The organism is Sphingomonas changbaiensis NBRC 104936 (assembly GCF_000974765.1).
GTDB lineage: Bacteria > Pseudomonadota > Alphaproteobacteria > Sphingomonadales > Sphingomonadaceae > Sphingomonas_B > Sphingomonas_B changbaiensis.
The window spans coordinates 118,839-132,051 of sequence record NZ_BBWU01000051.1 but is presented as its reverse complement, the minus strand read 5'-3'; the positions used below and the strand labels follow the sequence as shown (position 1 = coordinate 132,051).

General features: G+C 65.5%; 18 protein-coding genes and 1 pseudogene. 3 read left to right on the top strand and 16 right to left on the bottom strand.

Annotated features, from left to right (window positions below):
* Positions 1 to 91: 91 nt before the first annotated feature.
* The gene (locus SCH01S_RS14660) at positions 92 to 541 is read right to left on the bottom strand and encodes a carboxymuconolactone decarboxylase family protein (RefSeq protein WP_046349559.1); all 450 of its coding nucleotides are present in this window, start codon (positions 539 to 541) and stop codon (positions 92 to 94) included.
* Between the two features lie 66 nt (positions 542 to 607).
* Here SCH01S_RS14660 and SCH01S_RS14655 point away from each other — a divergent pair, with 66 nt between their 5' ends.
* The 3 genes from SCH01S_RS14655 to SCH01S_RS16645 all read left to right on the top strand — a co-directional run bounded on the left by SCH01S_RS14655 (position 608) and on the right by SCH01S_RS16645 (position 1,983).
* On the top strand, positions 608 to 910 hold the full coding sequence (locus SCH01S_RS14655; RefSeq protein ID WP_046349558.1) for a polyhydroxyalkanoic acid system family protein: 303 nt from the start codon (positions 608 to 610) through the stop codon (positions 908 to 910).
* Between the two features lie 105 nt (positions 911 to 1,015).
* Entirely contained in the window at positions 1,016 to 1,378 is a 363-nt protein-coding gene (locus SCH01S_RS14650; protein WP_046349557.1) for a hypothetical protein, read from the top strand.
* Positions 1,379 to 1,569: 191 nt separating this feature from the next.
* The gene (locus tag SCH01S_RS16645; RefSeq protein WP_157033002.1) at positions 1,570 to 1,983 is read left to right on the top strand and encodes a hypothetical protein; all 414 of its coding nucleotides are present in this window, start codon (positions 1,570 to 1,572) and stop codon (positions 1,981 to 1,983) included.
* 12 nt (positions 1,984 to 1,995) lie between these two features.
* Here the strand turns inward: SCH01S_RS16645 and SCH01S_RS14640 are convergent, their stop codons facing one another.
* From SCH01S_RS14640 to SCH01S_RS16890, 15 genes and pseudogenes are all read right to left on the bottom strand, one after another.
* Positions 1,996 to 3,321: a PQQ-dependent sugar dehydrogenase gene (locus tag SCH01S_RS14640; RefSeq protein ID WP_046349555.1), complete on the bottom strand. Its 1,326-nt coding sequence runs from the start codon at positions 3,319 to 3,321 to the stop codon at positions 1,996 to 1,998.
* 324 nt (positions 3,322 to 3,645) lie between these two features.
* Entirely contained in the window at positions 3,646 to 4,533 is an 888-nt protein-coding gene (locus tag SCH01S_RS14635; protein ID WP_046349554.1) for a hemolysin family protein, read from the bottom strand.
* On the bottom strand, positions 4,514 to 5,047 hold the full coding sequence (ybeY, locus tag SCH01S_RS14630; RefSeq protein ID WP_046349553.1) for an rRNA maturation RNase YbeY: 534 nt from the start codon (positions 5,045 to 5,047) through the stop codon (positions 4,514 to 4,516). Before ybeY ends, SCH01S_RS14635 begins: the two co-directional genes overlap by 20 nt.
* 23 nt (positions 5,048 to 5,070) lie before the next feature.
* Positions 5,071 to 5,427, bottom strand: a pseudogene (locus SCH01S_RS14625) (type II toxin-antitoxin system VapC family toxin); the annotation flags it as partial.
* Between the two features lie 8 nt (positions 5,428 to 5,435).
* The gene (locus SCH01S_RS14620; protein WP_046349551.1) at positions 5,436 to 5,702 is read right to left on the bottom strand and encodes a hypothetical protein; all 267 of its coding nucleotides are present in this window, start codon (positions 5,700 to 5,702) and stop codon (positions 5,436 to 5,438) included.
* Positions 5,703 to 5,733: 31 nt separating this feature from the next.
* The gene (locus tag SCH01S_RS14615; RefSeq protein WP_046349550.1) at positions 5,734 to 6,729 is read right to left on the bottom strand and encodes a PhoH family protein; all 996 of its coding nucleotides are present in this window, start codon (positions 6,727 to 6,729) and stop codon (positions 5,734 to 5,736) included.
* An 11-nt stretch (positions 6,730 to 6,740) separates the two neighbouring features.
* On the bottom strand, positions 6,741 to 8,063 hold the full coding sequence (miaB, locus tag SCH01S_RS14610) for a tRNA (N6-isopentenyl adenosine(37)-C2)-methylthiotransferase MiaB (RefSeq protein WP_174436046.1): 1,323 nt from the start codon (positions 8,061 to 8,063) through the stop codon (positions 6,741 to 6,743).
* Positions 8,060 to 8,794 (bottom strand): lysophospholipid acyltransferase family protein, encoded by a 735-nt coding sequence (locus SCH01S_RS14605; protein WP_046349601.1) that lies wholly within the window; start codon positions 8,792 to 8,794, stop codon positions 8,060 to 8,062. Before SCH01S_RS14605 ends, miaB begins: the two co-directional genes overlap by 4 nt.
* A 31-nt stretch (positions 8,795 to 8,825) precedes the next feature.
* Positions 8,826 to 9,248 (bottom strand): Fur family transcriptional regulator, encoded by a 423-nt coding sequence (locus tag SCH01S_RS14600; RefSeq protein WP_046349549.1) that lies wholly within the window; start codon positions 9,246 to 9,248, stop codon positions 8,826 to 8,828.
* 78 nt (positions 9,249 to 9,326) lie between these two features.
* On the bottom strand, positions 9,327 to 9,743 hold the full coding sequence (locus SCH01S_RS14595) for a Ros/MucR family transcriptional regulator (RefSeq protein WP_046349548.1): 417 nt from the start codon (positions 9,741 to 9,743) through the stop codon (positions 9,327 to 9,329).
* A gap of 102 nt (positions 9,744 to 9,845) precedes the next feature.
* Complete coding sequence (locus SCH01S_RS14590; RefSeq protein ID WP_046349547.1) at positions 9,846 to 10,325, bottom strand: GNAT family N-acetyltransferase; 480 nt, start codon at positions 10,323 to 10,325, stop codon at positions 9,846 to 9,848.
* Between the two features lie 2 nt (positions 10,326 to 10,327).
* A complete protein-coding gene (tsaB, locus tag SCH01S_RS14585; protein WP_046349546.1) occupies positions 10,328 to 10,945 on the bottom strand; it encodes a tRNA (adenosine(37)-N6)-threonylcarbamoyltransferase complex dimerization subunit type 1 TsaB in 618 nt (205 codons plus the stop codon).
* A complete protein-coding gene (locus SCH01S_RS14580) occupies positions 10,942 to 11,532 on the bottom strand; it encodes a malonic semialdehyde reductase (protein WP_157033000.1) in 591 nt (196 codons plus the stop codon). Before SCH01S_RS14580 ends, tsaB begins: the two co-directional genes overlap by 4 nt.
* Complete coding sequence (locus SCH01S_RS14575; protein WP_046349600.1) at positions 11,529 to 12,098, bottom strand: NifU family protein; 570 nt, start codon at positions 12,096 to 12,098, stop codon at positions 11,529 to 11,531. Before SCH01S_RS14575 ends, SCH01S_RS14580 begins: the two co-directional genes overlap by 4 nt.
* A 44-nt stretch (positions 12,099 to 12,142) precedes the next feature.
* Complete coding sequence (locus SCH01S_RS16890) at positions 12,143 to 13,174, bottom strand: hypothetical protein (RefSeq protein WP_052733962.1); 1,032 nt, start codon at positions 13,172 to 13,174, stop codon at positions 12,143 to 12,145.
* Positions 13,175 to 13,213 lie beyond the last annotated feature (39 nt).

Sequence of the window (13,213 nt, the reverse complement as noted above, 5' to 3'; positions counted from 1 at the left end):
GACCCACGAGGGAGACGCGGGCCCGGGCGCGTCTGTGAGTCGAAGGCTGGATGGTCCTCCTGTTGCGGCGGGGGGTCAAGCCTTGGCGCGATCAGCCGTGGCGGCGTCCCGGCACGGAACGGAAACCGATCGCGATGCGGTTCCAGCCGTTGATCGCGACGATCGCGAGCGTGATCGCGACCCGCTCCTTTTCGTCGAACGCCGCCGCCAGGCGCTCATAGACGTCGTCCGGCGCATGCGTGTCGGCGATGCGAGTCAGCGCTTCGGTCCAGGCGAGCGCGGCCTGCTCGCGCTCGTCGAACAGGTTGGTCTCGCGCCAGGCCGGCAGCACGTCCAGCCGCTGCTGCGCTTCGCCGTCCGCGCGCGCCTCGTGCGCGTGCATGTCGAGGCAGAAGGCGCAGCCGTTGATCTGCGACGCGCGCATCTTGATCAGGTGCATCAGCTTGGGCTCGATCCCCAGGCTTTGCACTGCGCTCTCGAAATCGAGCATCGGTTTGATCGCGGCCGGCGCGGCCTGATAGGGGTTGAGGCGAGGCTTCATGGTCGATCTCCCGTCCGCTGTTCCTTTCCCATTGCAGCCGGCGCGGCGCTCGGCAATGCTGACGTCATGACTGCGCCGATCGAACTCGACCTGCCGCACAAGCTCGGCCGCGCCGCCGCCCGCGCCCGGATCGAGCAGGGCTTCGGCAGGCTCGCAAGCTTCATCCCCGGCGGGCAAGTCACCGAGCATCATTGGGAAGGCGACACGCTCAGGTTCGCGGTCGAGGCCATGGGCCAGCGCGTCGCGAGCCGCCTCACCGTGTTCGACGACAAGGTCCACGCCAGCTTCGACCTGCCGCCGTTCCTGGCGCTGTTCGCCGACAAGATCCGCGCCAAGCTGGCGAAGGAAGGGCCGAAGCTGCTGGAATAGCGCGCTGGCTCTGAGCGATTGCGACGAGCGGTCAATGACGGCAATCGTCCAATGGCGGACGTCTGCCCTCGCCGATGACTGTTGGTTCTTTGCGGGGGATTACGCGTGTTTGACTGGTTCAAACGGAAGACTCGGCCTCTTGAGGCGGAGAGCAGGTGGGCGATCGCCATAGACGGCGAGAGGATCAGCGTCCGTGATAATGTTGGTGAGACCAAAACCGTCGCTAAAAGCGATCTTTCGGCCGTTGCCGTCGAGACGAACGACAGCGGACCGTGGGGAGCGGATGTTTGGTGGCTGTTGTTCGACTGTAGCGATCGACTGGCGTGCGCCTTCCCTCAAGGCGCGACCGGAGAGAAGGCTGTGATCGACTACATCATGAGGCTTCCGGCATTTGACTACGAGGCCATGATCAAAGCCATGGCCTCCACTGAAAACGCCGTTTTCCCGGTCTGGCGAAGGGCGCCTTAATGTCTTCTACCCACCGATAGCGGACCTTCGGAATCGGGCGCCGCTCTTTTCGCCGGCTTGCCTGGCCGCTCGAAGGCCTCTCCCGTTTATAGAGGCGCAGAAAGAAGAAGGGAGGGCTTCGACAGGCTCAGCCAAGCCGGGTCTTGGGATGGCGCGGCAAGCGAAGTTTAGGAACCAAGCGGGAGGCCGCAGTGGATAAGCGGGTGGAAGCAGATCTCGTTAATGAGCTCGCCGAACGAGTCGCCAAGCTAAGTTTTGCTGAAAATGCTCCGGTGCTCCTCTATGCGGAGGCCGGGCGAGCCTGGGTTGGCGGGTCCATTTTCGCTTCATACCCAGATAGGATCGTCTGGCTGGACGTGCGGGAGGACGATCCTCTGGATGTGGTAATGCATCTTTGGGAGATCGCGCCGCCTGACAAAAAATGGCGGGGCATTACTCTGCTCGTAAACGGAAATGAGTTCCGGACCGAATTCGATTACGGCGAAGGCTGGTCGCCCGACGAAGACGAAGGCGACCGCCGCGAGCCGATTGTGCGCGCTTATTTCGGTGACAAGCCGATCTGCTACCCGCCGCTGGAAGGGGCGGAGACTTGGCCGCGGGACTGAGCTGAGGCCGTCCTACCGGCTCACCCGCCACACCCGGTTGCCCACATCATCCGCCACCAAAAGCGCGCCGGTTTTGTCGAGGGCGAGGCCGGCCGGGCGGCCGCGGGCGTGTTCGTCCTTGTCGAGGAACCCGCCGAGCACGTCGATCGGCTTGGCGCCCTTCACGGGCATGCCGTTGTCGCCGAACGGCACGTAGATCACCTTGTAGCCGGAAAGCGGCTTGCGGTTCCACGATCCGTGCAGCGCGACGAAGGCGCCGTTGCCGAACTGATCCCCCAGCTTCGCGCCCTCTGCAAAGACAAGGCCGAGCGGGGCGGTGTGGGGGCCGAGCGCGTAATCGGGGCGGCGGGTATATTCGAGCAGGTCCGGCCGCGATTCCGTGCGCTTGTCCACATAGCCGCCCCAATAGCTGTACGGCCAGCCGTAGAAGCCGCCGAAATCGACGAAGGTCAGGTAATCGGGCGGGCCGTCGCCGCCGAGCATGTCGCGTTCGTTGACCACCGTCCACAAATCGTGCCGGTGCGGTTCCCAGGCGAGGCCGTTGGGGTTGCGCAGGCCTGCGGCATAGATGCGGAAGGTCTTGTTCTCCGGATAAACTTCCCAGATCGCCGCGCGCCGCTCTTCCTTGTCCATCCCGCGTTCGCCGATGTTGCTCGCCGAACCGACCGTCACATAAAGGAGCCGCCCGTCAGGACTGGCGAGGAGGTTCCGCGCCCAGTGATTGCCGCCGCCGGGAAGGCTGACGATCTTCTCGGGCTTGGCGGTGATCTGCGTCTGCCCGGGCTGGTAGGGGAAGGCGATGACCGCGTTGGTGTTGGCGACGTAAAGTTTGTCACCGACCAGCGCCATGCCGGTCGGCGAGTTGAGGCCGGACAGCAGCACCGAGCGTGTTTCGGCAACGCCGTCGCCGTTCGCGTCGCGCAGCAGGGTGATGCGGTTGGCCGACGGCACGCCGGCGCCCGCGCGGCCCAGCAGCCAGCCCATAACCCGGTCGACCAGGCTCTTGCCCTTGCGCGGCGGCGAATTGGCTTCGGCGACCAGCACATCGCCGTTGGGCAGCGTGTACAGCCAGCGCGGGTGGTCCAGCCCTTGCGCGAACGCCTGGACTTTCAGCCCCTGGGCGGGCGCCGGGCGGTCATTGCCCCAGGCGACGGGCGGCGCGATGTCGATGGTCGGGATCTGCTCGATATCCGGGTCGGCGATCCTGGGCCGCTGCCCTTCGACCGCCGTTACCGGCAGGTCGGCATTGCGCTGGCGCGTCATCAGCCAGATGCCGCCGAGGATCAGCAGCAGGACGACAACCAGGAAAATCAGCGGGCGGGTAATTCGGCCGAGCATCGGCACTCCGGGATTAGGGAATGTCGCCCTTTCTCTAGGCGCAATCGGCATGGCAAAAAAGTGCCGCCGGCCAGGGGGTGAAAGAACCGGCGGCACAGCGGAAGCAAGATAAGCGCTTCCTGATAGCGACCCTCAGGCTCCGATGGCTTCGCCTTGAGGCTCGGCCTCGAAACGTCCCCGCATGAGACAGAATTCTCGTTGCCCACATGAATCAATTTCGGGGGCGGCACAATCGGCATCGGGTGAACCGAGTCGGATTTGCGACAGGACGAAGACGCTCAATTCTTATCCCCAGACTTGTCCGCAGAAGCGGACGAATCCGGGCTATTCCTGCTCGAGAATCGGTTCCGGCGCGTGCAATCGGACGCGAGTCACATGGCGTGCGTCGGCTGCGGTGACCTCGATCCGCCAGCCGCTCGGGTGCGTGACGATTTCACCCGGCTCCGGAATGTGGCCGGCGAGAACGAAGGCGAGGCCGCCCAGCGTCTCCACATCCTCTTCCACATCGGCCAGGCGCGGATCGATCTCGGCCGCGACGTCCTCCAGCTCGGCGCGGGCATCGGCGTCCCACATGCCGCCGCCCAGATCGACCAAAGTCGCCTCGGGCGCCTCGTCATGCTCGTCCTCGATCTCGCCGACGATCTCTTCGACCAGGTCTTCGATCGTGACCAGGCCTTCGGTGCCCGAATATTCGTCGACGACGATCGCCAGGTGCGTGCGCGTCGCCCGCATCTCGGCAAGCAGGTCGAGCACGCCCATCGACGTCGGCACATAGCGCGGCTCGCGGATCAGCCCGGCGATGCCGTCGGGCCGCGGCGCGCCGTTCGCAAGGAACTCGAACACGTCCTTGATGTGGATCATGCCGGTGATCGCATCGAGGCTTTCGCGATAGACTGGCAGCCGGCTGTGGCCCGCCTCGGCGAAATGGGCCACCAACTCGTCGAAGCTCGCCGATTCCGGGACCGCGATGATGTCGGCGCGCGGCACCGCCACGTCCGCGACCGTCCGCTCGCCGAAATGGAGCAGGTTGCGGACCATCTGCCGCTCGATCGGGGTCAGGTCGCCGGCTTCGGCCGGTTCGCCCTCATGCTCCTCGATCACTTCCTCGATCTGGTCGCGCAGCGTGGGCTCGCTTTCGCTCCCGAAGAGCATGTCGCGCAACCCACGCCAAAGTCTGCCGCCCCCTTCCGAGCTACTCGAATCCTCTGGCATCGAACTCCGGTTCGTCCCTGTTATAGGGGTCGTGCAGGCCAAGCCGGGCCAGGACGTCGCGTTCCAGCGACTCCATGTGCTCGGCTTCGACCGACCCCTGGTGATCATAGCCTAGCAAATGCAGCAGGCCGTGGACAATCAGATGGGTGGCGTGGGCGTCCAATGCCACGCCTTTCTCCTCGGCCTCGCGCGCGCAGACGCCATAGGCAAGCACGATATCGCCGAGCAGCAGCTCGCCATCATCCCCGTTCTGCGACACCGTCTCGAGCAGGTCGGGCTGGACCATCGGGAAGGAGAGGACGTTGGTCGGCTTGTCCTTGCCGCGATAGTGGCGGTTGAGCGCATGGACTTCCTCGTCGGAGGTCAGCCGCACCGACACCTCGACCAGCTCGGGCGTGGTCGCCAGCTCCGCATGCGGCGTGGCCGCGAGCGCCGCCGCGACCGCGCGCGTGCCAAGCGCTTCCCAATCGCCCGGGGGCCAGGGCGGATCGACCTGAACGGCGACGTCGATCATGCGAGGTCCGTCAGCGCGAAATCGTCGCCCTTGTGGAGCAGCTTCGCGCCGTTCGCCTTGGCGCACGCATAGGCGAAGCAATCGCCCATGTTCAGACGTGCGTGGTGATTGCCCTTGCCGTGTAGGCGGTGGGCTTCGATCGCGAGTTCAGCTTCGCGGGCACCGATTTGGACTGTGCCAATGCCAAAGCGCATCAGGAGTTCGTCAAACTCGCGAGCGGCTTCCTCTGGGGTCAAATCACTTGTTCTCGTAAGCGCTCGGATGGTTTCCCATTGGGCTATGGCGGAGGTAATGAGCTGATCAGCCTCGCTTGCGGACAATATGAGCTGCTCAAAACCCGGCTCGGTCGTGAGAATGGCAACGAGAGCGGACGCGTCCACGAACCGCTTCAATCCTCATCCTCGTCGTTCAGAGAATCGTAGAATGCCTTGTCGGCGACGAGGCCGGTGGGCTTGAGAGGGAACCGCTTTCTTCTCTCCAAAATCCACTCTGTCATCGATTGCGCCGTTCGCTTCGAGGCGGCAGCCTTGTTCAGGCTTTCTTCCAGAGCGTCCAACGCTTTGGCGATGGCTTCTTCTTCACTCGTGCCAAGGCGTTCGGCGAGGCGGCTCGCCTGTCGAGTAAGAAGTTCGTCCCGGAGTTCGATACGGCCCACGTCTGAAGACTACTCCTCGTCGGGTAACGCTTCAACTCTCTCCGCCCTCATACGCATCGACGATCGCGCCGACGAGCGGGTGGCGGACGACGTCGGCGCTGCCGAAGCGGATCATCGAGATGTTGCGCACGCCTTCGAGGCGAGCGACCGCATCGGCGAGGCCCGACTTGCCGATATCGGGCAAATCGACCTGGCGCGGGTCGCCGCAGACGACCATGCGGCTGTTCTCGCCGAAGCGGGTCAGGAACATCTTCATCTGCATCGGCGTGGTGTTCTGCGCCTCGTCGAGGATGATGAAGGCGTTGGCGAGCGTGCGGCCGCGCATGAAGGCGATCGGCGCGATCTCGATCTCGCCGGAGGCCATGCGGCGTTCGACCTGCTCGGTCGGCAGCATGTCGTAGAGCGCATCATAGAGCGGGCGCAGATAGGGATCGACCTTCTCGCGCATATCGCCGGGCAGGAAGCCGAGCTTTTCGCCCGCCTCCACTGCCGGACGCGACAGGATCAGCCGGTCGACCGAGCCCGCGATCAGCTGCTGCACGGCCTGCGCCACCGCGACATAGGTCTTGCCGGTGCCGGCCGGGCCGAGCGCGAAGATGATCTCGTCGCGCGCCAGCGCTTCCATATAGCGGATCTGGGTCGCGGAGCGCGGCACGATCGTCTTCTTGCGCGTGCGGATCATCACCGGCGGCGGCTGGCTGACATCGGTGCGGATGATGCCTTCCAGCGTCGGCTCGGAGGACATGGCGATCACCGCATCGACGGTGCCGGCATCGACCTCCTGGCCCTGGACGATGCGGTTGTAGAGCCCGGTCAGCACGTCGCGCGCGCGCGCCGCCTGCTCCGCCTCTCCCTCGATCTGCAGCTTGTTGCCGCGCGCCGCGATATAGACGCCAAGCCTGTTCTCGATCGCGACCAGGTTCTGGTCGAAATGGCCGAACAGCTGGCCGAGAAGCTGGGGCCGGTCGAACATGACCTCGATCCGGCTGCGATCGCCCGGCTGGGCGGGGACGGGCTTACGCGACATGCACCTCCTAATCAGGCGGCCTGTTTGCGAGTCAGAACGCCCGTCAGACTATTCGGTCCCGCCGCGACAATGTCCACGTCCAAAAGATCGCCGACGGCCCCTTCATCCACAACAATCGACTGCAGCCACGGCGACTTGCCGATCAGCTGGCCGGGATGGCGGCCGGGGCGCTCGAGCAGCACCGAGGTGCGGGCGCCGACCGTCCGCCGGTTGAACGCGAGCTGCTGCTCGACGATCAGCGCCTGGAGGCGTTGGAGGCGTTCATCCATCACCTCCGGCGCGATCTGGTCCGGCATCGTTGCCGCCGGCGTGCCGGGGCGCGGCGAGTATTTGAAGCTGAACGCCATCGAATGGCCGATGCGGCGGACGATCTCCAGCGTCGCTTCGAAGTCCTCATCGGTCTCGCCGGGGAAGCCGACGATATAATCGCCCGAGATCGCGATGTCCGGCCGCGCCGCGCGCACCTTGTCGAGGATGCGGAGGTACGACTCCGACGTGTGGCTGCGATTCATTGCCTTCAGGATGCGGTCGCTGCCCGACTGCACCGGCAGATGCAGGAACGGCATCAGCTTGTCGATGTCGCGATGGGCCGCGATCAGCCCGTCAGCCATGTCGTTGGGATGACTGGTGGTGTAGCGAATGCGGGCGAGGGCAGGCAGCTTTGCCAATTCCTCGATCAGGTCGTGCAGCCCGCGTCCGCCGTCGCTCCAGGCATTGACGTTCTGGCCGAGCAGCGTGATCTCGCGCGCGCCGGCGTCGACCAGCGCCTTCGCCTCGTCGACGATCGCGGCCCATGGCCGCGAGACCTCGGCGCCGCGCGTGTAGGGCACGACGCAATAGGTGCAGAATTTATCGCAGCCTTCCTGGACGGTGAGGAATGCGCTCGGCCGCACCTGCCGCGCGCGTTTCGGCAGCGCGTCGAACTTCGAGTCCGCCGGCATGTCGGTGTCGGCCACGCGCCTGCCCTGTGCGGCGTCGGCGACCAGCTCCGGCAGCCGGTGATAGGCCTGCGGGCCAACCACGATATCGACATCCTTGGTGCGACGGTGGATTTCCGCGCCTTCGGCCTGAGCGACGCAACCGGCGACGGCAACCAGCGGCCGGCTGCCGTCGTCGCGGCGCAGGCGGCCGATATCGGAATAGACCTTCTCGGCCGCCTTTTCGCGAATATGGCAGGTGTTCAGGACGACGAGATCGGCGTCGTCGCCATCCGTGGCCGTGAGGCCCTGGGCGTCGAGCAATTCGGCCATCCGCTCGCCGTCATAGACGTTCATCTGGCAGCCGAAGGATTTGACGCGGTAGGTCTTGGGGGAGCGATTCACCGGCGCGCCTATACGCCTGACGGGCTCCGCGCGGAAGCCGCGAGAATCCGGCGCCGCGCCTCCGCCGCGACTGCCTTGCGGTCGCCGATCTCGGCCGGCGAGAAGGGGTCGAGGCATTCGAGCCGGACGACGAAGCGGCCGGGCCGCGTCAGCACGCGCCAGGCATTGCGCGGCGCGGGCTCGTCGTCGATCCAGGCCAGATCGCGGGCAGCGCCATAATCGATCCTGAGCGGCTGCACCCGGATCGCGCGCGGAGTGGATGCGAGCACTTCGAGCAGCGACGGCTTGAACGGCAGCAGGTCCAGCCCGTTCGACGTCGTCCCTTCGGGGAAGATCGCGATCGGCTGGTGCCGGGCGAGCGCCTGGCGGATGATATCGATCTGCGCCTGCACGCCCTTGCGATCGGTGCGGTCGACGTAAACGGTATTATTGAGACCCGCGAGCCAGCCGATCAGCGGCCAGTCCCGGACGCCGGAGTTCGCAACGAACGCGGTCCCGGTCGCGCCGGCGATGATCGGAATGTCCAGCCAACTCGTGTGATTTGAGACGAACAGGACGTCGTGCGCCAGCGGTCTTCCGCGCAGCTCGACGACGGCGCCGCAGATGCGCGCGGTCCAGCCCAGGCAGCGCTGCGGCCAATGCGATTGCATACGGAGCGCCCTCGTCAGCAGGTGAGCGGCGACGCAGAAAGCGCAGGCAAGGGCCAACGCCAGCAGGCGTGCGCAGCCGCGCACATGTCTCATCAGCCCCTCCACTTCGGGGGAGGGGCTTGCTTCACCCTTTGCGATCGAGCGCGACGCCATAAAGCTCCATTCGGTGATCGACGAGGCGGAAACCCAGCTTCTCTGCGATCTGCCGTTGCAGCAGTTCAAGTTCCGGATCGACAAACTCGATGACCCGGCCGGTTTCCACGTCGATCAGGTGATCGTGGTGCGCTTCGGGGGCCGCTTCGTAGCGGGCGCGGCCATCGCCGAAATCATGGCGCTCGAGAATGCCCGCCTCTTCGAACAGACGGACGGTGCGATAGACGGTCGCGATCGAAATGCCGGGATCGATCGACGCGGCGCGCGCGTGGACCTTCTCCACGTCCGGATGATCTTCGGATTCCGATATGACGCGGGCGATCACCTTGCGCTGGTCGGTGATGCGCAGCCCCTTTTCAGCGCACAGGGCTTCGACGTCGATCTTGCGATGCATGACGTCGGTGTAATGCGTTTGGGGAAAAGGGGAAAGGCATGGAAAGCCCCTCCCGTGAAGGGGAGGGGCTGAAGGCGCTTACCGCCCGCGGCGACGCTTGGTGCCGAGGCCGATCTTCTTGGCGAGCGTGCGGCGCTGCTCGGCATAGTTCGGCGCGACCATCGGATAGTCGGCGGGCAGGTTCCACTTGGCCCGATACTGGTCCGGGGTCATGTTGTAGTGCGTCATCAGGTGACGCTTCAGCATTTTCAGCTTTTTGCCGTCTTCCAGGCAGACGATATAGTCGGGCTTGACCGAAGCGCGGATCGACACTTTGGGCTCGGGCTTGGTTTCCGGCTGCGGCGGCGGGCCGCCCAGCGCCGTCAGCGCCGTGTGAACGTTCGAAATCAGCGTCGGCAGATCATTCACCGCAACGCTGTTGTTGCTGACGTGCGCGGCGACAATGTCGGCGGTCAGCGTGATCAGCGTTTCTTTCATTTCGGATTGTTCGGTCATCGGACTTTTGTCTCTCGTCTTGGGGCGATCATCGGAAAGATGGTCGGAACTGCCCATGTCTTGAAGTCGACATGAGTTCAAGCCGAAAATGATGATCCGCCGTCAGTTGACGCCAAGACGTCTTTTGAAGGTCAATGCGTCGAAGACTTTGCCGCTTCGGCCGCGGTAATAGGCGCGGCGGACGCCGATTGGGACGAACCCGGCGCCGCGATAAAGCTCGACCGCCGGATTGCCGTCGCGCACCTCCAGATGCAGCATTTCCACCCCGTCGGCTGCGGCGTCGCCGATCGCCTGGTCGAGCAGCGCGCGGGCGATGCCCTGCCGGCGATAGCGATTGCGGACGGCAATCAACAGCAGCTCGGTTTCATCGGCAACGGTGCGGAGCAGCGCGAAGCCCGCGGGATCGGCGCCCGATCGCGCAATCAGCAACCAGCTTCCCGGCATGCCGAGGATGCCGGCGCACTGGGCCTCGGTCCACGCTTCGCCATATTCGGGATCGAACGCGTCGCTCATCGCAATCATGACATCGGAAAGGTCGGCCATGCCGCCCGGTTCGACGCGGATGGCGAGATCGGTTGCCAAGGTCAGCCAGGCAGACGCGCATCGGGGGCGCGTCCGTAAATGGGGCTCGGCGGCAGGGCGGCGAGGTCGGGCGGCAGCAGCACGGTCTTTCGCGCATCGGGCTCGACCGCGATCGACCGACCGGCGGCGCCGGCTGCGCGCAAAGCGTCGGCGCCCGATCCGGCGATCGCATCGGTGCCGCACAATCGCGCGGCGTCGTCGGGCTTCAAGGACGCGAGCAGCGTGATCGGGCGCACTCCCTGCTTTTCGAAACGCTGGACGAAATACTCGCCATGTCCGCCGGTGATTGCAACGGAAAGCGTTTCGAAAGCGTCAGGTTCCGCGAACGCCGATGCCGCGATCAGCGCAAGCGACGAATAACCGGAAACCTCCGCACGCCAGGCGAGCGCCAGCGCGCGCGCCGCCGCCAGCCCGACCCGCACGCCGGTGAAGCTGCCCGGACCGCAATCGACCAGGATCGAGTCGGCACGGCCTTTGTCGGGCAGCTCGGCGATCATCGGAATCAGCCGCTCGGCATGGCCGCGGCCGACCAATTCATGGACGTGGCCGATCAGCCGTCCATCCTCGAACAGCGCGACCGAACAGGCCTCGGTCGCGGTCTCGATCGCCAGCCGTCTCAAAGGATGCGATTGAAGCGTTCGAACGCCGGGCGCGGCGAGCGGGCGAAGATCGTCGACGGATCGCCATAGCCAAGCGTCGAGATGAAGTTCGACTTGACGGTCGTGCCCGCGAAAAACAGCTCATCCACCCGGGCGTTGTCGAAGCCGGACATCGGCCCGGTATCGAGCCCCAGCGCCCGCGCCGCCATGATGAAATAGCCGCCCTGCAGTGAGCTGTTGCGAAGCGCGTGAATCTTGCGCACCTCGGGATCGGGGAACCATGTCTTCGCGGTCTGGTCGTGCGGGAAGAATTCCGGCAGCAGTTCGTGGAAATCCACCTCCATGCCGATGATCGCGGTGACCGGCGCCTTGACGATCTTGGCACCATTCTTCGCCGAGGCGCACGACGCGAGCTTCGCCTTGGCGTCGTCGCTCACGCACCAGATGATCCGCGCCGGCAGCATGTTGGCCGAAGTCGGCCCCATCTTCATCAGGTCCCAGATCGCGCGGAGCTGGCCTTCGGCGACGGGCCGGTCGAGATAGCCGTTATAGGTGCGCGCGGTGCGAAACAGCTGGTCGAGCGCTTGATCGGATAAGGCAGGCATCAGACGGCCCGGACCTCGGTCACTTCCGGCACGTAATATTTCAGCAGCTGCTCGATGCCCTGCTTCAGCGTCGCGGTTGACGACGGACAGCCGGAACAGGCGCCCTGCATCTTCAGGAACACCGTGCCCTGCTGGAAGCCGCGATAGACGATGTCGCCGCCGTCATTGGCGACCGCCGGGCGGACGCGGGTGTCGATCAGCTCCTTGATCTGGCTGACGATGTCGGCGTCTTCGGGATTTTCGAGCGGCGCTTCGTCCTCGATCGCTATTCCGGCAGCGGAACCGGCGCGGAACAGCGGCATGTCGCCCGAGAAATGATCGAGCAGCACGCTCAGCACATTCGGCTTCAGGTCCCGCCAGTCGCCGCCGGGCGCAGCGGTGACCGACACGAAATCGGAGCCGAAGAAGACGCCTTCGACGTCGCCAAGATCGAACAGGGCTTCCGCCAGAGGCGAGCTTTCCGCTTCCTCGGGGCTGGCAAAGTCGCGCGTGCCGCCGGTCATCACCGGACGGCCCGGCAGGAATTTCAGCGTCGCCGGATTGGGCGTCGTTTCGGTCTCGATCAGCATGGGCGTCATGTGGGCCGAACGTCCATGCCGATCAAGGCCACGGATCAGAAGATCGAGCCGCTTCCCAACAGCGACGGCAGCAGCAGCGATGCGAGATCGGTGTTGCCAAGCCCGTTGGCATAAGGCGCGTAGCTCGCGTCCTGCAGCGGCAGCACGTCCGGCGAGTAGAGGCCGGTGAAGCCGCCCAGCGAGCCATAGGAGCCGAGGCCGCCGATATTGCTGCCGATCATGCTCTGCAGCACGATGGGCAGCAGCGCGCCGAGAAGGCCGTTGCCGCCGCTGCCGAACAGCCCGCCAGAACCGGCGCGATAGGCCGGATCGATCGGGCTGTAGCTCTCCGGCCAGTAGTCGGCGGCTCCGTAATAGGTCGCCGGGTGATAATAGGTTGCCGGGTAGGTCGGCGTGTAATCGTCATAACCGTACTGGCGGGGCCAATAACCCGCATTTGGCTGCGCATAGACCGGCGCATAGCGGACCGGCGCCACGTATTGGACCGGCGTCGCATACCGGACCGGGGCCACATACCGGACCGGTGGCCGCGCGACATAGCGGACGACGCGCGGCTGCACGTAGCGGACGGGCGGTTCGACATACCGGACCACGCGCGGTTCGACGTACCGGACGATGTGCGGCGGAACGTAGCGTTCGACCCGGACGACACGCTGGGCAGGACCAAAGCGCTCCTGGCGATCCCATGCCCGCGCGAATTTGCGCTGGTCCTGCGCCTCGTGTTTCCAGGCCTTTCGCGCCTGCTTGTCGTCGAAGCGGGCGGCGCGGAACGGGGCCGGGCGCTCCCAGCCGCGCGCTATCTGCGGCCCGTGTCCACCTCTGTTGCCGCGAAAGGCCGGGGCGGCGAAGCTCATCGCCGGAGCCGCATGCTTCCAGCCTCCGCCATGGTCATTGTCGCCACCCCGATGCGGATTGCCGCCGCCCCAATGCGGGTTGCCGCCCCCGTGCGGACCGCCATGCCCACCGCCGCCATGATCGCCGCCGCCGTGGCCGTGACCACCCTTGTCCGCCAGGGCCGGCGACGCCGCGGTGGCGGCGAGCAGCAGCCCGATCAAGAGTTTGCGCATGTGACTCTCCTGTCTCCGCGCCCCATGCCCGAACGCGCG